Genomic DNA, 23,230 nt, shown 5'->3' with positions numbered 1-23,230 from the left:
AGCACGTGAGCGACCTGGACCGCCGCGAAGCCGACGCCGTGCAGGGCCTGGCCGACACCGGCGCCCACAGCCTCGACACTTTCGCCAGGGAGTCCGCCATCCGGGCAATCTGCAAAAAGGACACCGACCTGGAGCGGGCCTTCAACTACCTGCGCGGCGAGGTCCTGCTCCTGTCACCGTTCATGGCCGCCAAACAGTTGTTGGAAGTGCTACGGCTCCTGGCTAGCCACTGGACACCTCAAGTGGACGACGACCACACCGAGGCTATCCGCTGGCTCGCCGCCGAGGCCGTCAGCATTCTGACCCTCAACCTCGTCACCATCGCCGGCCAAGCCACCACCATCAGTCGCCAAGCTTGGGACTTGCTCGTTGCCGAACAACTCGCCCAAGGCGCCGTCCCGGCCCACCAGATGCGCAAGCTGTCAGACGCCGTCGACAAGTACCTGGCAGGCGTCCTGACCACCGCCCAGGTTCCAGCGGAATTACGAACCCAGACCATCGGCGCGTTCCTTCCCCAGCCGCCCCTTTACACCGAGCAATTCGCCGAACTGTGCTGGCGACTGAAAACCGAGGCGACCTATGCCCGGGCACTGCCCAGGCAGGTCGACTTTCTCGCCTTCGAACGCCTGGTGCGCAGAAGAGAACCCCACCCAACCGCCGTCACCCGGCTCTTGCTGGCCAACACCAACTCCGCTCGTCTCATCGGCCTCATCTGCGCGTTCCTGCGTGGGTGCGGCGGCAGCTTCGAAGCGCTAGACCAGGCACTGTCGGCCTCTGTCACGCGTAGCGGACCCACACCAAAGATCAACGAGCTCCGACTCGAAGACAAAGTGTAGTTAGCCTGTGGTCGGTGAACTCCGGCCGTCCAGATGAGTGGTCCGGCCGGACAGGTCGCACGTTCCGCCTGGTCAGTAGCGGCAGACGAGGCGGTCTACTTGTAACCTTAGCGCGGCGGCGGGCTCGGGTTCAAGATGGCCGACATGCACAGCGAGGAGTCATTGCGCTGGGGTGGCGGGGTTGATCGGCGGCATCTGGGCCGTCCAGTCCGCCACGTGACCAGCGCGGACTTCAACCGCACGAGGATCGCCTGGACCCGACTCTCCTCACCAACAAATCGCAACAGGGCGTTGCCAAGCGGGTTCAAGTGCAGGCTGGCCGCGTCGCCGACCTCTCGACGAACTCCAGTTCGTTGGACGGCTTCCAGGTCTCCAGAGCCGGGACAGGAGCGAGACCCGGCCTTGACGACGTGAATTGCGGGGCACCGGCCACGCTCAGCGCAGACGGTCAGATAGCTCGGGGGCGCGCTTGATAAGCGTCTCTGCAGGCCGCCGCATCCCAGCGCTGACCAACGCGTCCATTAGGATGACCAGCGCGCTGCGATCGTAGGAGGGGATCTCTTCGGCCGCGCGCTTGGCAAGTGCTTCCGCCTGCTCGTCCGCCCCCAATTGCCGCATCGTGTCCAAGAGCCGAGCCGTGCTGATCGCGTCAGTGACCGGAGTGCCAGTGACGATGCGGTCGGCGAGCGCGACCGCGTGTTCTGCTACCTCCACGCCTCGCATCGCCTTCATCAGACGCGTCATGCTGGTCGGAGTAGCCACAGAGACGTCGGCGGCGATGCGTGCGGCCAACGCACCCACCTGCTGTGTTATGCCCGCGCTCAACATCACGTCCAACAGACGGATCACATCGGTGACATCGCGGACGGAGACGTTGGCGGCGATGTGCGCAGCCAACGCACCTGCCTGTTGAGTCATGCCCGCGTCCAGCGTTACCTTCAACAAGCGGGCCATCGTTGTCGCGTCCTGGAAACGGCTATCGGTGGCCACGCGGCCAGCGAGGGTAACCGCCTGCCGGGTCATCCCGGCGCTCAGCATTACCTCCAAGAGCCGGGTCGCTCCCGTTGCTTCATCCACCGGAGTATCAGTGGCAATGCGGTCGGCAAGCGTGACCGCCTGCTGTCGAACGCCGACGCTCAGCATCGCCTCTAGCAGGTGCACCACGTCGGAGATCGCGCGTGCGCGCACGGAGGTGTCGGTGGCAATGCGGTCGGCGAGCGTGACCGCCTGCTGTCTAACGTCGACGCTCAGCATTGCCTCCAGGAGCCGGGTCGCTCTCGTTGCCTCATCCACCGGAGTATCAGTGGCAATGCGGCCAGCAAGGACGACCACCTGCTCCCCCGCCCCCACCTTCCTAACCGCTTCCAGGAGCCGGGTCGCTCCCGTTGCCTCATCCACCGGAGTATCAGTGGCAATGCGGCCAGCAAGGACGACCACCTGCTCCCCCGCCCCCACCTTCCTAACCGCTTCCAAGAGCCGGACCACGGTGCCACTGGAGCGGCCGAAAGCGCGGCACTCTTGCGCGCCGTGAACAGGAGTTTCAGAGGCGACACGCTGAGTGAATGCCAGCACCTGCTGTTCGGCCTGAGCGTTGAGCATTGCCTCCAGCAGCCGCAGCACGTTCGGGATATTGGCGATCGGCGTGTGAGCGGCGATTCGGCTGGCGAACGCCATCGCTTGCTGCCTCGCCCCTGCGTTCAACATCGCCTCCAGTAGCCGCAGTACGTCGTCGGTGTAAAACACAGGAGTCTCTACGGCTGCTCGGCCAGCGAGTATCACTGCCTGCTTCCGCGTTCCGGCCTTCAGCATCGCCTCCAGCAAGCACACCACATCAGCGGTATCGCGAACAAAAGCATTGGTCGCCACATGTTCGGCGAGCGCTGCCGCCTGCTCACGCAGGGCCGCCTTCACCATCGCCTCCAGCAGGCCTGTCACCGCGAAAGGATCAATCAGATCGATTCCCTTGAGGAGCTCGTCCGGGGCCGACAGCGCTGGCTCTTCCAATTCGTCGAGCATCTGTTCCAGAGACTGACAGCGGCGCTCGGCCTCGACAGCTCGCTCGCGTGCCCGCTCCAGATGACGAGTAAGTTCGACGATCTCATCTTCCAGACGATCCCGCTCGCCTTGCATCGCGGCGCGGTCCGCGTCCCAAGCGGCTCGCAGTCGACCGCACTGATCAGTAAGCTCGTTGATTTGCCTTATCCGGTCAGCGAGCTGTTCCTCAAGGTTGCGGGCGTAGCGGTTGGCCTCATCCAGACGGATGGTGGCGATTTCAAGCTCATCGCTTACACAGCGCACGCGATACTCACCCGGATGAGCTGCTTCTAATGCCGTCAACTGCAGCTGCGTCAGATGTTCGCGGACCTCTTGGGAAACCTCTCTTCCCTTTTCGGCCAAAACGGCCAAGAGGGTGTTAAGGAACCATTGATCACGAGGAACACGCTTACCATTGAGGTAGCGCGATACAGTACCCTTGTCGACCGGATATCGGCTGGCGAAACGGTTTTGTGACAGGCCCGTAGCCAGCCAGATCCTGCGTATCTCCGCCGTCCAGGCTCGCACTTGGGGGCTCAGCGTAGAGTCCAGAGGCTTGAAGGCGGCCGAGGTCTCCGGGGCTGCTGAAAGGTACGACTCGAGCTCGGTCATGTGCCCATCATGAGTGCGAAGCTCCCGGCACGCAGCACGTTCAGCCAGATCGAAGCGTTGCCACCTCCTGCAACACCATGCCGATGACCGATGCGGGGTGGTGCAACGCCCACCGAAGCTGACTTGCTGGAATTCCACATCAGCGCCACCCGAGGCGCTGAGAATCATGAAGGAGGGACATGATCTCCAGCCCCTGCCGTCGACGCCGTTACGAGCGCAAGTTCCGCCGCCTGGTCCAAGCTGCAGTATTTGCCGCTGTACGCGGGGCCGCGTCTGTTCTCGGCGGCACCGTCTGTGCCTGGCTGCTCTACCTGGTGGCTCAGCATCATTAACCACCGGGCTCCCGGTCACGTAGAAGTGAGATGCGTGCACAGGAGACGACTTCAAGAACTTGCGGCGTGGCTCGCAGTATAGATCTCATCGTTTCACGACAAATGATCAGCCATGCCGTCCGGCAACCCCTCAGGTCGTCGACCAGTTGCGTTGGTGGTCGCGGTCGTCGGCGACCTCGGCTAGAAGACTGCTGAAGATCTTGGGGTGCTGGCCTCGCCGCGAATGCGGTGGGGTCAGTGTGTTGTGGTGTGGTGATGGGTGAGTGGGTTGGGGAGACGGTCGGGCCGGATGTGTGGGAGACGTGCCGGGATCTGGTTCCGGCCGGGAGTGTGTTTGCGTTCCTGGCCGAGCACCGTGGCGCGCTGTTTCCGGCGGGGATGTTCGCCGACATGTATCCCTCGGCCAACGGGCGCCCGTCGATGCCGCCGCAGATCCTGGCCGCGGCGATCACCTTGCAGGCCCTGCATGGGTTGTCGGACTTTGACTCGGTGCAGGAGTTGCGGTGTGACCTGCGGTGGAAGGCCGCCTGCGGGCTGGGCCTGCACGACACCGCCTTCGATGCGTCGCTGCTGGCCTACTTCCGTCGCCGGCTAGCGCGGTCGACTCGCCCGGATCGGATCTTTGAGGCGGTCCGGCAGGTCGTCGCTGCGACCGGGGTGCTGCAGGGCCGGCAGCGGCGGGCGCTGGATTCGGCCGTGCTGGACGACGCGGTCGCCACCCAGGACACCGTCACCCAGCTCATCGCTGCCATCCGGGCAGTGATCCGCCACGTCCCCGGGCGGCCGGGGTGGCCGCCGCCCGGTGCACCGCGCACGACTACACCGATCCGGGCAAGCCCCGCATCGCCTGGAACGATGAGCAGGCCCGCGCCGATCTGGTGGACGCGCTGGTCGGTGATGCGCTGCGGTTGCTGGGGCACCTGCCCGAGCAGCAACTGGGCGAGCGGGCCGCGAACGCGGTCGGCCTGCTGGCTCTGGCGCCGGGCAGGATGTCGAACCGGCCGAGGACTCCGACGGCCGCGACGGACGCTGGCGCATCACCGAGGGAACCGCACCCGACCGGATGATCTCGGTCGTCGATCCGCAGTCACGGCACGTGCACAAGACCCGCAGCCACCGCCAGGACGGCTACAAAGCCCACCTGGCCATCGAACCCGAAACCGGCCTGTTCACCGCGGTATCCCTGCGTCCCGGGACCGGGGCCGCCCACCACGAGGCCACCGTCGCCCTGGAACTGCTGGACACCGAGGACACCCCGGTCCAGGTACTGGCCGACACCGCCTACTCGGCCGGCGACACCCGCCCCGCTGCGTCCCGCGGTCCTCGGCGGTTTCACCCTGGACGACTTCGCCATCGACACCACCACCACCACGGTGACCTGTCCCGCCGGGCACACCGTCGCACTGTCGGCCTCCGACGGACGGCACCACCAGCGCAAAGCCAGCTTCGCCGACCTGTGCACCGGCTGCCCACTGCGCCAACAATGCACCAAGGCCAAGACAGGCCGCATCGTGACGATCCGCCCCCACCACGATCTGCAGGCCGCCGCTCGCCGTCAGGCCGCCACCGACACCACCTGGCAGGACACCTACCGGCGGTGGCGGCCACCGTCGAACGCGCCGTCGCCTGGATCGTCGCCCGAGGCAACCGCCGGCTGCGCCACCGGGGAACCATCGCCGGCAACGCCTGGCTGCACACCCGCGCCGCCGCCCTCAGCCTCCGCCGACTGATCAACCTCGGGCTCACCTACACAAACAGCACCTGGACACTCAACCCCACCAGCCACTGAGCAGTGTGGGTGGCCCGGCCAGCCACCGGGCCACCCACACCAAGATCTTCAGCAGTCTTCTAGTAGGACTTTGTTAGGTGGCTGGTCGATGCGGTTGTTTGGTGTTGTGCTGGTGGGATGACGCCTGAGGAGTTGGCCGGGTGTCGCGCCCGGCTGGAAGGGTTCGCCGCGCAGATGTTCGCGCCATTGGCGCGAGCTGATCAACGGGACAAGGGCGAGTTGTATCTGCGGGGGCTGCTGCTGGACGGGCGGCGCAAGTCGATGCAGCCGATGGCGGCCCGGCTGGGTATCGATCATCAGCGGCTGCAGCAGTTCATCACGTCCTCGACCTGGCCGCATGAGCGGGTGCGGGCCGACTTGGCGCGGCGCGCGGTGCGGATGCTGGCGCCGGAGGTGTGGGTCATCGACGACACCGGTCTGGTCAAGGACGGGGACTGCTCGCCGGGCGTGGCCCGGCAGTACTGCGGCACGCTGGGCAAGACCGGCAACTGCTAGATCGCGGTCAGCGTGCACGCCGCCACCGACGCCGCGTCCTGTCCGCTGGACTGGCGGCTGTTCCTACCGCCGTCCTGGGACGGCGTGCGGGCGGCCGGGCGGCGGGCCCGCTGCGGCATCCCCGCCGATCTGCACCACCGCCCCACGTGGCGGCTGGCCATCGAGATGCTGGACGAGCTGGCCGGGCTCGGGTTGCATCCGGCGGTGCTGGCCGCCGACGCCGGCTACGGCACCAACGCCCGCTTCCGCCGCGCGCTGACCGAGCGAGGCCTGGCCTACGCGGTCCAGGTCAAAGGCGAGCTGACCGCCTATGGCGAGCAGGCCCGGCCACACACGCCGGCCTATGGCGGACGCGGACCACATCCGCTGCCGCGCTACCGGCAGCGGCCGGTCAGCCTGCGCGCGCATGTGCTGGCCGCCGGCCACGCCGCCGCCCGCACACTGACCTGGCGACACGCCTCCCGCGGCCCGATGACCGCACCCTTTGTGCTGCTGCGGGTCCGCCCGGCCGGGCGCCGCCCCCACCCGGCCGCCGACGGCACCATCCCCGCCCAGTGGCTGATCGCGCAATGGCCCGCCAGCGCGGCCGAACCGATCAAGTACTGGCTGTCCAACCTGCCCGCCGACCTCCCCGCGGCCACCCTGGTACGACTGGCCAAAGCACGCTGGCGGATCGAACACGACTACCGCGAGCTGAAAACCGGACTCGGCCTGGACCACTTCGAAGGCCGCTCATTCACCGGCTGGCACCGGCACCTGACCCTGGTCACCGCCGCCCACCTGTTCATCACCCAACAACGCACCGACCCAAAAACCCCACCCACCGCCTGACCCTCTACCAGGTGGTCGACCTCATCCAACAACTCCTGGCCACCTGGACCGGCCGCTGCCCAATCTGCCACCAACCAGCACCCTGGCAGCACTACGACACCACCTAACAAAGCACTACTAGGCGCTGCCAGCGAAGGCCATCCCAGCGCAAATAGCGCACCGACACTGGCGACCGAGCCGAGGACGAACTTGAGGACGTTTAGCAGCTGCGCGACCGGCAGCGGGTCGGTGTGCTCAAGCCACGGGAACCCCAGCACTGCCAACATGGCGGCGATCACCGCCACGAGCCCGGCTACCACGGACATGCTCGCGACCGCCAGCGCCTGCCTGATCGGCCACAACCCTGCGGCACGCTCCCTTCAACGCGGCGTCTCCGCCGGAGCCACCGTCCGGACTGCTGCCGGATCTGCTCGTATCACCCTGTGCCCTGTCACCCACAGATCGAAGTTACGGATCAAGCCGCACGCCCGCCCGTTCTTCAGGTGATCTGCCCACATCCGGACGCCCGCCGAACATTCAAGCTCGCCGGGCAGCGAGTGGTTCGTCCCAGCGAAGCCCGGACGAGCCGCTGTGGCGGGGCAAGGGACCTTTGATGACCTCCGGCATCATGAATCATGCCGCGGTCGGCGACACGGCCGCGATCATCGTGTACCGGCACCTGGGTCCGAGCTTGCCTTCCCCTTGACCAGCCCGCCCGCGGACACTCGCCCATCCGAGCGCACAGCGTGAGGGCACCGCGCCCGACGTGGAGGATGAGCCAGCTGGATCGGGTCGTTGCCCCTCTTGAGCGGGCCGTCCGGTCAGCCGCTAGTCTTGACTGGCCGAAGCGCGTTACGGTCCATGATCGAGGAGTCTTCGAAGCAGGTCGGCGGGATCGATGCCGGCCTGTTGCATGAGTTCCAGCGCCGCTGGCGGCGTCCGGCCGAGGGGCACTGGTCCAGCGACGAGGCCGGCCCTCGGCGGCCCCTCGCCGCCGGTCAGCCGTGACTCCGGCGTGGCTGACGGTGGGACTCGGTACACGCGCCATCCCGGCCACATGGCGCGGGAACCGGCGACGGCGAGGTAGGGCCGCCGCCACGCGATGAAGGTCCACCGGCCGTCCGCGACGGCGTGCACCAGGACGGTCTCCAGGTGCCGTCCAAGGAGGGCGGCAACGCGGGCCGCGACCGGGACCGGGTTGCTGAACTTCCCGCTGATCAGGTAGATCCCGTGGTCGGATTCCAGCGTCAGTTCTTCCCCGACGAGTTCGGCGGCGATGAGGGCCACCGGATCGTCCGAGTGCGCCAGGTCAAGCAGCCGTTCCCACCTAGAGCGGCTCAGCACGTGCGCGTGCGCCAGCCTAGGCGGGATGAGTAGATCCTCCGCAATGTCGGTCTCCGCCTCCGCGACCCGCTCTTTGACGGTCTGCCAGGTGCGAGCCGCGAGCAGGTCATGGGGAGCACCGCCTGTGAGGGATGCCTCGCTGAGCAGCAGTCCCATGCAGACCGCAGTGACCGCCGTAACGTGCTGGAAGGCCTCGTCCGGTATCTCGTCCGCGGCGCGGGGCACCAAACCTTGTGTTAGGCGGGCGAGCGGCGCACGCCAAGAGTCGTCGTCGAATCTCCAGACACCGTGGCCGAGCAGTTGGACAAAAAGCCGGGCCACGAGCACGCGCAGCATCAGCAACGCTGGCTCCCCTTCACGGGGTACGGTCCGCTCCACGGCCCGGGCGGTCCACTGCCGCCACTCCCGCTTGCGATCGGGTGGCATCTCCTTCTGGTCGGTGTCCTCGGGGTCGCCGTCTGACGCGTCGAGATTCTCGTCGATGACGTCGTCGGCGACCGGCCCCCAGCGCGGGCCCAGGGTAAGGCCGGGTGTAGTCGTCCCGCCGAACAGCTTCAAAGTGAGGGGCCGACCGATGGTCCGCTCGCATTCCTCCAGGTAGGAGGCGTAGCGGTCGTGGGCGGCGGACGTCTGCGAAGGCGGGGCCGTCTGGGCGGACTGGACGGTGCGGTGTTTGGCGAGCTGGTCGGACAGGCGGAGCAGGTCGTAGCGGAAGCGGCGGGCCAGCTCTTCGTCGGTGAAGATCTCCTCTTTCGGTGTAGCCGTGGCGGAGGCGGGGTCGGTTCTCGTCGGTCTGGCGGCGTGCGCAGCGGGCGGGGTGGACGACGAAGACCGGAGGCGACTCGGTCCGGCCGCCGACGCGCGCGTCGACGATGCGCACCACCGCACCTGCGAATTCGGGGACGGCGAACTCCTGGGCGGTGCGCCCAGCGGGGACCGTACCGATCCTGGACCATGAACCCGGTGAGCCGTCCGGCGACACCTCGACGGCGACGTCCACGTCATAGGGGTGCGCCAAGGTGACCTGGAGCAGCCCCGCCCCGGTGAGCAGGGCACCGATGACCAGCAGTCCCGGCCGTCCTTGCACAGGTCTGACGGTGCGTCGCCCTTTGAGGTGTATGACGGCCGTGGCGGTGCCCTTCGGCATGAGCGGTGACGGGACCGGGGCGAGGACGCTCAGTTCGCAGTTGCCACCGCCTGCGACGGCGTCCAGCAGTGCGGCGCCGGTGAGGTTGGCGCTGCCGGTCAAGGCTGTCCACCGGTCGCCGGTCCGCCATTCCAGCAGCTTGCCGTGGCGTGGTCGCTGCTCGGCGAGCAGCCGCAACTCGGTGTCCGCCGCGTCGGCGAGCGAGCGCAGGACCGCGTCGCCGTCGTAGCTGCTCCAGCGCTCCTGAACGCCGAGGACTACCCGGGCTGGGGCGAGGCGCTCGACGATCCGAGCCAGGGCGCGGCCGTCCCGGCCGATGAACGGCGCGTACAGGTGCAGTTCGTCGACGGGCCCCCGCAGGGAGCTGATCGAGCAATCCGGTCTCGAGGTTGTGCAGCACCCGCGCCGGGTGCGCGGTGGTTTGGAAGTCCGCAAGCCTGGCCGCAGTCTCCTCCAGCAACTCCGCCGCATACTGCGGGACGGGGACCTGGCTACTCAAGGCGACCAGCCACCGGCCCAGTTCTTGGAACGGCTCGGGTGCGTCGGTCTCGTGGCCGCGCAGGACGGTCCAGAGTTCATCGTTGTACCCCCAGCCGGCCATGGTTGGGTTGCCCGAGCCGATCGCCGCGACGGCCTCATGGGCGCCGATCAGCAGGGCGAGCTTCGGGTGGAACGAGCCGCGGCAGGCGGCCAGGCCGTGGAAGTAGGATCGTCCGGCCATCCGCACGTCGACCGGGTCGTACAGACCTTGCCCGGCGTCGCCGATCACCGTGATGCGGGCGCCGAGTGCCCGCGCGGTCGGAATCGCCGTTTTCTCCAGGAACGGCAGGTCGACGGTGAAGCCGAGCAGCAGGAGCTCGTGCAGCTCGGCCTCGTCGGTGCGGTCGCGCCATTGGCCCAGCAGGGTGAGCGGCGAGCTGAACTCCCAAGTCACTCCCCCACCTCCAGCAGTTCGGCCCCGAGGGGCTTGAGGAACGCCGTCCCGTCGTCGGCGCGGGCGAGGAGCCCGAGTTGCTGGGCGAAGTCCCCGGCCTGGTGCAGGCGGGTACCGATGTCGCCGTCGCCCTCGTCGCCGGTCTTGTAGAACCGGCCTCCGCGTTCGTGCACGCGGGAGAACACCTTCATCCGCCCGTTGGCGTCGGGCTGGGTCTCAGCCAGCGCGATGCGGCGGGCCTGCGCGAGCATGTCGTCCACCAACCGGACGGCCAGGTCGCGCACGGGCCGGTCCGCGAAGTCGTCGATGAGCCGGGCCACCCACAGCGGGTTGAGGATGTCGTTCTGCGCCCCCAGGAACGTGGTGCGAGCCTCGCCGGACAACTCGCCGACGCGGCGGCCACCAATCAGCAGCAATCTCACGTTTACCACCGGGTCACGCCGGTCGGCGTCCTGCATGATCTGCCGTTCAGCAGGTGCCGGGTGCCCGCCGCTCATCGTGTCGGGCAGTTCGTCAAGGCAGGCCCGTAAGGAGGTGGCGGGCATGGGATCGACCAGCCATGCGCGGAGTTCGTCGAGGCTCCGGTCCGCCTCACCGTCGTGCGAGCCGATCGAGCGGACCAATGCCGCCCACAGCCGCCGCCATGCGCTGACCGAGTAGTTGCGCAGCAGCAGCCCTCGCCATCCGAGGACGTTGGCGACGCCACGCAACACCGGGTCGTTCTCAGCCTCGGGCCCGAAGGCCACGGCGGACCGGGCGTACTCCTCCCAGCCGAGGACGGCGTCGCCGCCGTGAAGGACCACGGCGCGGCCGAGCATCCGGAAGGTCGCCCGGCGCCGCCGATCGTCGGGTCTCCACTCCTGCGGGTCGTGGAGCCCATCGTGGGTCGCGGTGAACAGTCCGCGCATCCCAGGGACTTCGGGACGTTCGGGAGCCTGCATCGCCAGCGGGGCGAGCATCCGCAGCCGCGCCCCGTCCAGGACGTCGTCGCCGGCGGCGCTCAGCACCGGCGCGAACAGGGCTGCGATCTCCGGAGGGCACTCATGCCTGCCGGGTCGCGGCACGTCGCCTTCGTTGACCGCCGTGACGAGCACCGTACTCGGCCCGAGGTACTGGGACCAGAACCCCGAGCGCCGCGGCGAGTACGGATGGTCGGCATCCTCCATGCGCGCCGCCGCATCGGTATGCAGGACGTCTCCGTCGAGCGAGTGCCTGACCTCGTCGACCGCGTGTCCCATACCGGGCCACGCATCCGGATCGTCGTGCAGGCGCGAGACCGCGGCAAGTACGACTTCGCTGCGCCGCAATACCCGTAGGCTCGCCGCACTGTCCAGATCATGGTCGGCGGCATGAGCGCCGAGTGCCGCGTACAGAACGTAATAGCGGACATACCTGGTCACCGAGGAGATCCCCGGCACCAGCAGCTCGATCGCGCGCAGGACCGGCGCCTCCACCCGCAGCGGATACCGTCCCGACCGTTGCTCGATTCCCCTAAGTGACCATGTGGGACCCTCCACCGAAGCCATGCGCCCCCTTCTCGGTTCCGCCTCGAAGTTTAGGCAAGCTGGCCAATCAAAGCCACCTCGGTAGAACACAAAACACCGGAGCGTTATCTCGCGCTCGGACGAAGTCGCCGACGTTTGCCGCTCCCGGCTCGAACAGAGAGCCACTCACGAGTCGTATAGCGCTTCCAATTCCCCCATCCGTTCTGATATCGGCGACGATACGGTTCCGCGGCTGATAGATTACAACTACTCCACGCTGTTACAGGGGTCCGCTCGCCTCACAAGACGCGTTCCTATGTGACGCCCGGTAACGTGTTCACGGCTCCGCGGTCCACCGCTATCTCTTTGATCATCGGATTCGCCGTTCATTAGATACCTCCCAGCGGTCTTCCAGCAGGGTGGCACCGCGTCCAGCGATCAATTCACGGCAGTGTTCATGAAGGCGGGGTGGGATAGACATGCGCGGATCGTGGGCGGCTAGGTCGGCCCAGTCCAGAAGTGATTCGGCGGTGAGCAAAGGGATTCCGCAGCGTTCGTGAACGGCCGCGGCGGCTTCGAAGTGTTCAGCGGCGAGCGCGGATTTGCCGGCGGTCGCGGCTAGGTGGGCGAGGTAGTGGTGACCGCAATGATGGGCGACGGCGGAGTGACCCAATGTGTCGGCGTCTCGCTTGAGCGCCTGGTACAGAGGCTCGGCCAGGTCGGTGCGATTGAGACGGGTGGCGCCGATGGCCAGGTTGTCCAGGGCGGGGCGAAAGGCGATGTCGTTGCGGGGAATCACGCCGTGGGTCGCAATGATCTGGTCTAGCAGGGGTGCGGCGGCTTCGTCGCCGACCTCGCACAAAAAACGCAGGATCGAGTGGACGGGATCCATGTCACTGAGGTCGATGGCATCCCTCAACGGTGCACGCAGCGTGTCCAGCTGGCCGCGTAGTCGGCGGATCTCTGCGAGTTGTTCGCCGTAGAAGGGGTCGGCTTCGTGCTGGCGGCCGATTTCTCTGCCGAGCTGTCGCGCGCGCCAGGCCTGGTGTTGTGCGGTTTCCAGATCACCTCGCATAAGGCTGAGTCCGGCCTGGGAGAAGGCGATCAGCCAATGCAGGTGAGGTTGGGCCAGTCGTTGCGCGAGGTCGGCTGCCTTGGTCAGCCAGCGGGCGATGTCAACGGTGTTGCCGGTGTCGAGTACCGGCGCGACCTTCTGGAAAGTGGCGTGGAAGCGCAGCAGGTCGTCTCCTGTGCGGTCGGCTGCGTCCAGCATCTCGGCGGCCTCGCGTTGGCGTTGCTCCAGCGAGAGGGTGGGGACCATGGTCAAGCTTCGTAGCCCGAGCACGCTCACCAAGGTGGCGGGGTCGCCGGATTGGCGGGCCAGTGCGAGCGCGGTGTCGCTGAGGGAGAAGCGTTGATCGCCTTCAGGGGCCCAGGTCAGCTCGGAGGCCAGTTGGGCCAGCAGCAGCGCCCGGGTGGTGCCGGCGGAGGTGCCGACCAGGCGCAGCGCCTCCTCCAGCAGCGCGATGCGGTCGCCGTCGTGGCCGGCGGTGATGCTGAAGAACCCGCGGTCTCCAGCCGAGGCTGCGGTGATCACCAGGTCGGCGCGCTGGCATCGCCGGGCGTGGTCTGCGGCGCGGTTGAGGATGGAGCGGGCACGGTGGTCTCCGGCCAGCCACATCGCCTGGCCGCACTCTGCCAGCGCGCTCGCGACTTCCTCCGCCGAGGTTCGCGGGTTTTTGGTCAGCTGCGCCAGATGATGGTCGTACCACGTGACGGCCTCGCTGTAGGCGAGCTTGGAGGCGGCGTGCTGGGCGGCCTGCTGACTGGCTTCAGCGGCCTGCCGGGTCCGGTCGACGTCGTGGCCCTGTTCGGAGGCCGCGACCAGATGGCTGGCGACGACATAGGGCCCTGTCTCGTTGATGGTGGAGTCGAACTTCATCAGCAGGTCGGCGATCTGGCCGTGCAACGCCCCTAGTCGTGCAGGCGGTAGGGACTCGTAGATCGGCCTTCTGACGAGTTCGTGCGGAAGCTGGAACCGCAGGTATTGGATTTGGTCGATGAGCCCGCGTGTGAGCAGTTCGTCGACGACGTCGGCGAACTGTGCTTCGGTGAGCTCCGCGGCAGCGCGCAGCACGTCACTGGGGAGCCGCTCCCCCACCGCAAGCAGTTCGGCGACATGGCGGGCCCGCTCACTGAGCTGCTCCAGGCGCATCTTGATGACCTGGTGGGTCAGATTCTGTACGTCCAGAGAGCCGAGTGCCTTGCCCGAGTTGAGTTCGCGGAGCACTTCATTGACCAGGAAAGCGTTGCCGCCGGTGAGGTGCAGGATCTGACCGATGTTGAGTTCGGTGCTCGGGTCGGTGGCAGGGGGCGATGGCAGCGGTGTGGCGGCGATGAGTTCCTGGATGTCGGGGGAGGTCAACGGCTGGATACCGGTCACGCGGCTGTCAGAGCGTAGCCGTCGTAGTTCACTTTCGGCCGGTTCGGCGCTGTGGGCGGGGACAGGGCGAGACGCCGTCAGGACCAGCAGCCGAGGTGGTTGATCCCAGTGCAGTCCCTGCAGTATTTGGAGCGACTCGGCCGAAGCCCATTGCAGGTCGTCAATGAGGAGCAGCACCGGGCGCAGTTCTGCGAGTCTGGCGATAAGCATGCTGATGTCGGATATCAGCTGCGCTCGGTGAGCGCCGGGCCTGACAGCGCCAGGCCCGGGCAACTCTTCCCTGGTGGGGCCGGAAGAGTCAGGGTCGAAGTCGGCTTGTGCGTCGGGTTGAAAGTCGGTGCGAGCCTCGTCACTCGTGTCGGTGTGTGTGGGAATGAGAGCCTGCGGCAAGGTGTCAGGAGGGGTGACGCCAGCGCGCAGCAGTTGGACGCGGGCGGTGTGGGCCAAGTGGGTGATGGCGGCCGAGATGGGCTCATGGGCGCGGCGGGCCAAGCGGTGGCAACGGCTGGTCATCAGGATGAAGCCTTGCTCGGTGGCGATTTCTGCCAGCTTGGCCAACAGCCGTGTTTTGCCTTCGCCTTGGTCGGCTTCCACGTGGACTCTGCGGACGGTGCTGGTGGCATGTTGAAGCTCGGCCTGCAGGATTGTGAGCTCTGTTCGGCGTCCGACCATGACCGCCTGCTGCGCGATGACCAACCAGGGCGGCAGCCGTTGGGGAGGGGTTACCTCCTGCCAGAGGAAGCGGTGAACCACAAGTGGCTTGTCCAGCCCTTTGGCCCGGCGGGGCCCGAGAAGCTGGAAGGCATGGTTGGGTTGGCGGCTGGCCAGCGCTTGCGCCATGTCTGTGCACAGGACCTCGTCACCGTCGGCCATGTCCATCAGCCGCGCGGCGTGCACGAGCGGGAGGCCTTCGACCTCGTTGGCGCTCCACTGCACGTCACCGACGCTGAGGGCGGCCCGGATGGTGATCGGCTCTGGCAGGTGGAGGTTTTCGGCGGCCAGTTCCTGCTCCAGAGCCAAGGCCGCGTCGAATCCGGCGGTGACCGAGTCGAACACGGCGACCAGGCCATCGCCTCGGCTGCGGGTGAACGTCGCGTGCGCGGTGTGCACCACGGCGAGCATCAACTGGTAGGCGTTCTGAAAGTGGCGGTCGGCGGCCACCTCGCCTAGCCGGATCCGGGTGGGGGTGGAATCGACGATGTCGACCATCAGGACCGTCGACGTGGTGACGGTTCCCGGTGGGTAGCGGCCCATCATGCGCCCCTCACGGTTGGTGGCGGAGTTGCCGGGGCAGGTGTTTCCGGCAGGGCCGTGTGACGGGTCCGGCTGGCGCGGCCAGCGACATCGCGGAGGTCGATATTGCGGCTGCGTACCGTTTGCCGTGCTCTGCGGCGGACCGCGCGCAGCCGTCGCGCTGAAGGAGTCTGCGCGATCTGCCAGGAGCGGGCGAGATCGGCCGGCACCTGGAAGGGGGCCGGGCCATCGGTGTGCCGTTCGGCGAAACCGATGACCGCATACCGACCTGCGCGACGCAGGAGCCACCGGATCACCGGGCGCAGCGGGTCGCGGCGGCCGCCGCGGTGCGCGGCGCGGGCGGTGGCCAGCAGCGGCAGTGCCCACCATGCCGGCGCCGGTACTCCCAGCATCGCCGGAACACCTTCCATGCCTGGGCCGCTGCCGTGAAACAGCCAGTGGATCAGCGTGCGGGGCAGTTTCCGCCAGCCCAGATACATGAAGGACTCCATGTCGGCCAGAAGCGCCGCCATCAGCCGTCGGCCCTGCTCGCTGGTGTGCAGCATCTGGGCGAAATGCGCCTCGAGCGCGGCGCTGTCCTCGCCCGTCAGGGGCGCGTGCCAGCAGGCCTGGATGCCCATCAGGTGGCCGACAACGCTCCAAACGTGCAAGTGGGCGTCCCGCTCGATGTCGCCGAGCCGCAGACCCATCCGGTCCATGGCTTGCCAGGTCACGCTGCTGAACGTCAGCAGCGTCGCCAGCAAGAGTTCCTGGCTGACCGGGACACCGTCGGTTTCCCGGTCCCATGGCCTCTGGGCATCCTGCGAGACGATCGCGCGGACGAAGGCGTGCAGGACGCGCAGCGCGACACAACTGGTGTGGCCGGGCCCGCCGTGCCGCAGGCTGTCTGGACCGCCCAGGCCCATCACATCGATCAGCATCTGGCCGGTCTCGGCGACCCGACGCGTCACCGCACCGGTTCCCAGATCCGACACGCCAGCCAGCAGCCGGGCGGTGGAAGGCTCGGCGTAGGCCAAGGGCAGCGACAGGCAGAACAAGACCACCGCCTGGTACAGGCCGTGGTCGCGGAACACCCGCTGCCCACGCTCGATCGTCACCGCGTCACCAACCCAGCTGGGAACCTCCGCGTTGGTTGCGAGCTTGTCCAGGATGTCCGCCGCACTGCTCACTTGCGCACCGTTTCGAGCATGGCCCGCCGATGCACCATCTGTTGCGGCAAACCCTGATGGCGTTGGGACAGCCGACGGTGAGAGGCCGGTCGACGGTGAGGCGATGGCAGTATCCTGCGCCGCCCGGGCGCTGTGCTTGGCGGCGGCCAGCTCGCCGATGACGGCTCGGATCAGCGCGCGGGCGTCACCAAGGTCACGATGTGCGTGCAGGTAGGCCTTCACGGCGGCGTCGGCTTGGTCATCACCAGTCTGGCGGAGCCGCGCGAACTCCTCCTGGCTCCAGCGCGTCCGGTCACTCATCACGCACCTGCCTGTTGACGATCCGCTCGACCAGGTAGTCGCTGAGCTCGATTTGGGCGAGTTCGGCGGCGTCGGGATCGCACTCGATGGGCGGCCGATAGAACTTGCGCAATACCCACCCCCGCATGCCCGGTCTGCTGGCCCTGGCTTCGAAGTCCTGCTGCTGCTTGTGGAACCACTCGCAGTACACCGGGTCGGGAACGGCGCCCAGCGCCACCTCCTTGCCCAGTTCCTCCAGCAATGTGGGAGCGAACGGAGGACCCAGCATCTCTGGCATGGACAGGTAGCTGCGGAAGTAGCTGGTGATGAACCGCATGCGGGCCCGATAGTCGAGCCAGTCGTGCACGCCGTCGAGGGCGTGTTCGGGCTGCGGCTGGAAACTCTCGATCAACTTGCGGACCCGCGCGTCCTCGATCGGCGGGAACGGGTGGACGGCGGCACCCGGCGGCGGCCGCAGACTCTTGCCGAGCCGGATCCGGCTCACCGGCGTCGGCAAGACCATGATGAACCGCGTGTAGAACCGCGACCAGAGGCTCTCGGCATGGCGGACCGTCCACGACATCTGCTCGTGCGGCCGGGTGTACAGGCCGAACCGGTGGAACGGCCGCCGTGTGATCGCCGACAGTGCCCACCGCCAGGAGACCCGCATCAGCCACCGGCACGGCCGATACATCGCCAACTCCAGCAGGCGTTGCGCTCTGGCCTGTTCGAACGCCGACAAGGCGACGTTCGCACCTAGGAGCAGCTCGCGGCGGCGGCCAGGGTCATCGGTGCCCGCGGCATCGGTCATCAAAGTGGTCGCGAGATCCAGGTAGTGGTCGTCGGCGTCGCCGAGCAGGTCGCTGAGGAACATCGGGCGTTCCTCAGCGTCCGGTTCCTGGCTGTTGGACGGCACCGGCGGATCGGCAATCCGGTAGAGAAAGCTCGGCGCGGCAGAGGCAGCCGAGGGACCGAACCGCAGGCCGGCGGCCAGGCTGGCGGTCTCCAGAAAGATCGCCCGATTGGCCAACGCGAGCGCCAACTGGTAGCTAGGACCCAGCGTCACCAGCGCCACGGCGCGGAACTGGCGCTGGAACCGGCGCGGTACCCGTAGCCGGGAACCCGTCTCCAACAGGAGCGGCGACGTGGGGCCCAGATCAAGTGATGCGCCCACCGCCTTGGAGCTCCAGGTCGCGAACCCGTACCAGTTGACCTCCGGCCCCAGATGGACGGCCAGGTCGCAGGCGAGCCGATGGTAGACGAGCGCGATGATCGCCGCTTCGCGCTCGGGGGCGCGGTCGCGGAACGCTGCCACCCGAAGGATCTCCTCACTGGTGACTCCGGCGGCCCGAGGAAGACCCGCGCAGCCACCGACCTGGCCCGGGTTCGGCACCCGCTCAACGTCCATCGCCCACCTCATCGTTCGTTCCGTGTCCGCGGCCGCGGTGCACTGGCGTATCGGGGCCGACCTTGCGCGACTTGAGACAGGTGGCTCTGATGACTCCCCACCGGCAGGCACTTCCCTGATGTGCTGAGGCTAGAAGCCTTCTGCCTTCCCGACTGTGGCCTATGACGCATAGCGCAACGCGTGTTACGCGGGTACAGAACCGGCGTATCAGCTGAGCCGTACCGGGTGCGGTGACTAACGTCCCTCCAGAAGTAGCACCGAAGGCGGCGCGGTCGGCTCGCACGCTCGGCGATCGGCTGCGCACGGCCTTCATCGCGATCTCGAAAGCCTGGGCCAGCGACGGCCTCATCGGCAACATGATTCGGGGAGACCGAGCCAGGCCACCGTGCCCCGCGACGGACCGACGCATCCTGGAGCACGTTCTTGCGCGCCCAGGCCTCCGGCGTCCTGGCTTGTGGATACTTCACTGTCGGACCATCTTCCTCCAGCGGATCTACGTGCTCCTCATGGCAGAGATCGCCACTCGCCGGGTCCACGCGCTGGGCGCCACCCGCAACCCGACGGGCGCCTGAATGACGCAGCAGGCCCGAAGCCTGATCCGCGGCCGGGATCCCAAGTTCACCGACGCCTTCGACGCCGTCTTAACTGCGGCCGGCATCACCGTACTGCGGACACCTCCGCAAAGCCCACGAGCAGACGCCTTCGCCGAGCGGTGGGTCGGCAGCGTCCGCCGCGAGCGCACCGACCAGCTACTGATCTTCTCCCAACGCCATCTGGAAGCCGTGCTCAGGATCTACGCCGATCATTCCAACGGCCATCGTCCGCATCGTTCCCTGGAACAACGACCTCCGACCCCCAGCCCGAACCGACTCCCATCAGCAGCCGCCTTCCACCAGACACGCATCCTCGGCGGGTGATCAACGGATACCGCAACGCCGCATGGCGATCACCACGTTCAAAGCGACACCGAGCCCCAGGGTCAAAACCAGAATCCGGACATTGAAGCCCCACACACCTTCGGGCGCTGGGTTGGTTTGGGTATCCTGAAGGATCTTCCCACACAGTCGACACGGCCAACTTCGTCCCGATGCCTGGTGCCCCCGCCGCCTGGCCCGTGACTACGGCACCCTTCCGCCCGCTCCGAGGCCATGGGCCATGTCGCGACGATCGACCTGATGAGCCGCCGCACCGGGCAGTCAACTGTGACCGGCGGGACACTCGACGCCATAGGTACAGGACGCAATTCCCTCTCAGTAGGACAGATGGATCTTTCCTCACTGAGAGGCGAGCAGCAGAGCAACTGCTCCCCGTCGACACCTAAGGGCATTTTGAGCATGCCCGAAACCGAAGCACCCCTCCTCCAGTCATTGGAAAGTGGCTGACGCGACGAGGGTCGGGAGGTACTATCTACCTGCGGCAGACTCTAAGGGGCATGCACGTGAGCAGATCTTATCTTGTCAAGAGGTTGCTTCGCATCACGCCTACAGTCCTCATGTACTCGGTTCCGATTGCACTCACTGCCCTAGCCGCATCCTATTCAGGAACACTACGACTCTACTGGGTCATAGTAGCCGTTTCAGCGTTCCCTATCGGCTTGCTCTACCTGACAAGAAAAGATGTCGCTCTATCTCGCGCACGAAAGCAAGCAGTCGCAGCGAGGGTGAATCTCGCGATCGCTGTTTCCCAGGGCGGGCAGGCACTGACAGCGGGTTTGGCAAACATCGCCTCAGCCGACAGTTTTGAAGAGCGCCAGTCGTCCGTTCGTGTACTGATTGATCGCGTGCTCCGACTGACGCATACTGAACTCGGACGTCAGATCGATAGAGAAGCAAATGTCAGGGCGTCATTTTATCAGTTTCTTGGGCAAGATCTGGTCCATTCAGCCTCCGTGGGTCCTACACTTGGTGTTCCCCCCAGGTATGTCTTTGAGAGGGGCCGCAGCGATCGCGATGATACTGTGATCCGGTTTGCTCTTGGTCTAGAAGCGGTACTCGTCACCGATACAGAAGCTGACTTGCCCGACAACTTCAATGTGATCGTAGGCCGCGGCTATCGATCGTTCCTTGCAGCCCCTGTGCGCGCCGGAAGAGATAGTTTTGGACTTCTTGTCGCTACTTCAGAGAAGCCGGCCGTCTTCACGGATATAGACAAAGGGCTGCTCGGACTCATGGCCAGTGTACTCGGCATCGCGTTCGTCCAATTGAATGCCACACATCCGGTCGAAAAAGGACTGCCACCGTACGTAGCCACCCCTATCTCAAGCCGAGAAGAGGGGGCGTAGTCTTGACAGGACGCAGGCACACGGTTGAAGCACCGGCCTCATCGCTAACAGCCGCAATCTGGAGCCCTCTCCTCTCTAGTACAGTAAGCGACTTTCTGACTGAACCATACGAAGGAGCAGAGAATCTAACGACCGAGCGCATAGAAGTTGAAGCTCGAGCGCGCATAGAAGTCGACAAGGAGATTCATACCAGATCGTCCGCGATACGGACACGCTCGATACTCTACACCTCGATAGGCTCGCTATATCTCTTCGGTGCGGTATATTTCGCAGTCACGGGACATGCAAGCGGCGCGGCCGCATCGTTGGTAACTGGGGTGCTTGTTGGGACAGCCACTTACTTCTCGCTAGCTCCTCTACAAGAGCGTCGAGGAAGCACCCAAGATCGTCAGGTTACAACGTGGACTACCTCGCCTTCCCGAACCCCCGATCATGAAGACCCTGCTTTTGCTATGCCGACACTTGAGCTATCACGGAAGAGGGGTCTAGAGAAAACACGAGACTCGATTTCGGAAGACTGGGCCACCGAAACCGTGGAGGTTTATGGAGATCCTTTGGATGAACACCGAAGCTTGATCGGTCACGGTTTCCGAGTCTCAGCAAACTTCATTCTGATACCCGCTTCTACAGTCAACAAAGCGGACCTACATAGCGACTTCCTTCTCGACTCGCCTGGATCGAAGCAACTGAATGCTCGGCTTGCATATCGCAATAAACAGGCAGATCTAGCTATCCTTGAGATACAGAATCACAGAAGCAAGACCCAGATGGCAGACATACTGTCGAGCCTTGGGTCCACGCTGCAGCGTCAATCCATAAGGTCTGGCGCATTCTCCAATCTAGACAAGGCCATCAGCATACTCGAGCATGCTGTCTCCCTAACAGAGTGGGATGATGTCCGGGGGGCCAATCGGCTTTCTAATCTCGGCACGGCCCTACAAACTCGGTACAGGCGTCTTGGTGACCCTGAGGATCTGAACCGGGCCGTCACACTGCTCCGTGCTGCCGTACAAAAAACTGCCCCAGAGCAACCAAACAGAGCCGCCATCCTGTCCAACCTAGGCGCCGCCCTCCAATCGCGTTTCGATCAGGCGGGAGATCCGCGAGATTTAACTGAAGCTGTTGACCTGCTTCAGCAAGCCACAGATGGGTCAGATAAAGACGATACCGAGAGAGCAGGTCGGCTCTCGAACCTCGCTGCGGCGCTACAAGTTCGGTACAGGCGTCTTGGTGACCCTGAGGATCTGAACCGGGCCGTCACACTGCTCCGTGCTGCCGTACAGGAAACCGCCCCAGAGCAACCAAACAGAGCCGCCATCCTGTCCAACCTAGGCGCCGCCCTCCAATCGCGTTACCACCTCGCTGCCTCCTCAGATGACCTAAGTGAGGCAATCGAGTACTTCGAGCAAGCAGTTAGCGCCTCCCCCTTCGACGATCCCGACCATACTGTTATGGCATCGAACTTGGGCAATGCGCTCATAGTACGGTTCCAGAACCGAGGCGATACAGAGGACCTCGAACGCGCTATCGCAACGCTCGAGCACGCAGTTTCATGGTCTTCACCCAGTCATCCCGATCGCGCTGTCATGGAAGCGCGCCTGAATGCCGCCATCGATTTGCGACAACAAGGGGGATAGAGCGGTAAGAGACTATGGACCCTACCTCCCCTCCCCCCTCGGTCCCCCCGTCACCTGACGGGTACGCGGTACTACTGAAGATCGTTGAAGTGGTGGGAGAAATCATGATCAACGATCAGAGCTCACGCACCGAGGCGTCAAATAGTCGAGGGAATGAGCTCCTGAAGGCCGTAAATAACGTGATCGTTGTCAAGCAGGAGAGTAATGCGATGAACCAAAGTAGCTCGAGCACTGGAGATAGCTATTCTGTACAGAACGCAGGTGCAGTCGGTCGTGGCGCAAAAGCTGAGAACGTAACTATCCACGCTAGCAGCGCCGGCACTCTCGACGACGTCGACCTCAAGGTTCTCAAGGATGAACTCGCTCAGCTGAAAATAGCAATGCTTGAGGCTGCAATGGAAGGCGCCGTTCCCGAGGAAGACAGCGAGCATGCGATTGTTGAGATCTCTAAAGCAGAACTCGCTGCAACGAAAGGTGATAGAACAGCCGTAAAAGCTTACCTGGCAAACGCCGGTAGATGGTCGTTTGGAGTTGCGACCGCAACAGGCGTGGCAGTTGCCGGTGCCGCACTCAAGGAAGCCCTCGGCCTCTGACAGATCATGATCCGGTCTTACAATGCCCGTGGGCTTTATTATCCTGGTTCGGGGCCTGATCTGCTGTTTTCCCGGCGGGACCATGCCGCGGCCGGGCAGGTTGAAGCGCCATGTGTGGTCGCTGTTGTACGACCTGACGCGCAGCTCGTGGAACCGGCACCAGACCATAGGGCTCTCGTATCCGGCGGCACCGAATAGCGCACGTCTGCCTACCGAACGGTGTACCGCTCGATTATTGAGTTGGGTGGCATGAGCTGGGGTTATGCGGCGTGTCGGTATTCGTTGATCACGCCGGTGACGACGGGTCTTCGCCGGATGGATCGCAGGTCGTTGGGTTCAGCCGGGGTCC

At 65.6% G+C, this 23,230-nt stretch carries 10 protein-coding genes and 2 pseudogenes; 6 read left to right on the top strand and 6 right to left on the bottom strand.

What is annotated here, in order from left to right:
- The first annotated feature begins 5 nt into the window (after nt 1–5).
- Nucleotides 6–836: a hypothetical protein gene (locus tag E1300_RS25050; protein ID WP_131759512.1), complete on the top strand. Its 831-nt coding sequence runs from the start codon at nt 6–8 to the stop codon at nt 834–836.
- Nucleotides 837–1,271: 435 nt separating this feature from the next.
- Here the strand turns inward: E1300_RS25050 and E1300_RS25045 are convergent, their stop codons facing one another.
- Nucleotides 1,272–3,482 carry a coiled-coil domain-containing protein gene (locus E1300_RS25045; RefSeq protein ID WP_131759511.1) on the bottom strand — a complete coding sequence of 737 codons (2,211 nt, stop codon included), beginning with the start codon at nt 3,480–3,482 and terminating at the stop codon, nt 1,272–1,274.
- 587 nt (nt 3,483–4,069) lie between these two features.
- Between E1300_RS25045 and E1300_RS25040 the strand changes: the two are divergent.
- Nucleotides 4,070–5,603 (top strand): annotated as a pseudogene (locus tag E1300_RS25040) (IS1182 family transposase).
- 117 nt (nt 5,604–5,720) lie between these two features.
- Nucleotides 5,721–6,929, top strand: a pseudogene (locus E1300_RS25035) (IS701 family transposase).
- 831 nt (nt 6,930–7,760) lie between these two features.
- Here the strand turns inward: E1300_RS25035 and E1300_RS25030 are convergent.
- The 5 genes from E1300_RS25030 to E1300_RS25010 form a co-directional block, all read right to left on the bottom strand.
- Nucleotides 7,761–8,810, bottom strand: a complete 1,050-nt coding sequence (locus E1300_RS25030) for a hypothetical protein (protein WP_165502985.1) — start codon at nt 8,808–8,810, stop codon at nt 7,761–7,763.
- Nucleotides 8,811–10,329: 1,519 nt separating this feature from the next.
- A complete protein-coding gene (locus tag E1300_RS25025; protein WP_131759509.1) occupies nt 10,330–11,787 on the bottom strand; it encodes a hypothetical protein in 1,458 nt (485 codons plus the stop codon).
- Between the two features lie 400 nt (nt 11,788–12,187).
- Nucleotides 12,188–15,517: an ATP-binding protein gene (locus tag E1300_RS25020; RefSeq protein WP_165502984.1), complete on the bottom strand. Its 3,330-nt coding sequence runs from the start codon at nt 15,515–15,517 to the stop codon at nt 12,188–12,190.
- A complete protein-coding gene (locus E1300_RS25015; protein WP_131759507.1) occupies nt 15,514–16,983 on the bottom strand; it encodes an oxygenase MpaB family protein in 1,470 nt (489 codons plus the stop codon). Before E1300_RS25015 ends, E1300_RS25020 begins: the two co-directional genes overlap by 4 nt.
- Nucleotides 16,976–18,370: a hypothetical protein gene (locus tag E1300_RS25010; protein ID WP_131759506.1), complete on the bottom strand. Its 1,395-nt coding sequence runs from the start codon at nt 18,368–18,370 to the stop codon at nt 16,976–16,978. Before E1300_RS25010 ends, E1300_RS25015 begins: the two co-directional genes overlap by 8 nt.
- A gap of 572 nt (nt 18,371–18,942) precedes the next feature.
- Here E1300_RS25010 and E1300_RS51710 point away from each other — a divergent pair.
- The 3 genes from E1300_RS51710 (at nt 18,943) to E1300_RS24990 (ending at nt 22,881) form a co-directional block, all read left to right on the top strand.
- Complete coding sequence (locus E1300_RS51710) at nt 18,943–19,287, top strand: integrase core domain-containing protein (protein ID WP_207399940.1); 345 nt, start codon at nt 18,943–18,945, stop codon at nt 19,285–19,287.
- Nucleotides 19,288–20,030: 743 nt separating this feature from the next.
- Nucleotides 20,031–20,651, top strand: coding sequence for a GAF domain-containing protein (locus E1300_RS25000; RefSeq protein ID WP_165502983.1), 621 nt, complete (start codon nt 20,031–20,033; stop codon nt 20,649–20,651).
- Between the two features lie 1,741 nt (nt 20,652–22,392).
- Nucleotides 22,393–22,881 carry a hypothetical protein gene (locus E1300_RS24990; RefSeq protein WP_131759503.1) on the top strand — a complete coding sequence of 163 codons (489 nt, stop codon included), beginning with the start codon at nt 22,393–22,395 and terminating at the stop codon, nt 22,879–22,881.
- Nucleotides 22,882–23,230: the final 349 nt, after the last annotated feature.

It is taken from the genome of Actinomadura fibrosa, from assembly GCF_900659615.1.
GTDB classification, from domain to species: Bacteria; Actinomycetota; Actinomycetes; order Streptosporangiales; family Streptosporangiaceae; genus Spirillospora; species Spirillospora fibrosa.
The sequence above is the reverse complement of the archived record's forward strand: the minus strand, read 5'-3'. Positions and strand labels throughout refer to the sequence as shown.

Excerpts from the sequence above, each read along its gene's own strand:
- E1300_RS25045 (WP_131759511.1), bottom strand. The coding sequence starts at position 3,482 with ATGACCGAGCTCGAGTCGTACCTTTCAGCAGCCCCGGAGACCTCGGCC.
- E1300_RS25020 (WP_165502984.1), bottom strand. The coding sequence starts at position 15,517 with ATGATGGGCCGCTACCCACCGGGAACCGTCACCACGTCGACGGTCCTG.
- E1300_RS25015 (WP_131759507.1), bottom strand. The coding sequence starts at position 16,983 with ATGAGTGACCGGACGCGCTGGAGCCAGGAGGAGTTCGCGCGGCTCCGC.
- E1300_RS25010 (WP_131759506.1), bottom strand. The coding sequence starts at position 18,370 with ATGGACGTTGAGCGGGTGCCGAACCCGGGCCAGGTCGGTGGCTGCGCG.
- E1300_RS51710 (WP_207399940.1), top strand. The coding sequence starts at position 18,943 with ATGACGCAGCAGGCCCGAAGCCTGATCCGCGGCCGGGATCCCAAGTTC.
- E1300_RS24990 (WP_131759503.1), top strand. The coding sequence starts at position 22,393 with ATGATCAACGATCAGAGCTCACGCACCGAGGCGTCAAATAGTCGAGGG.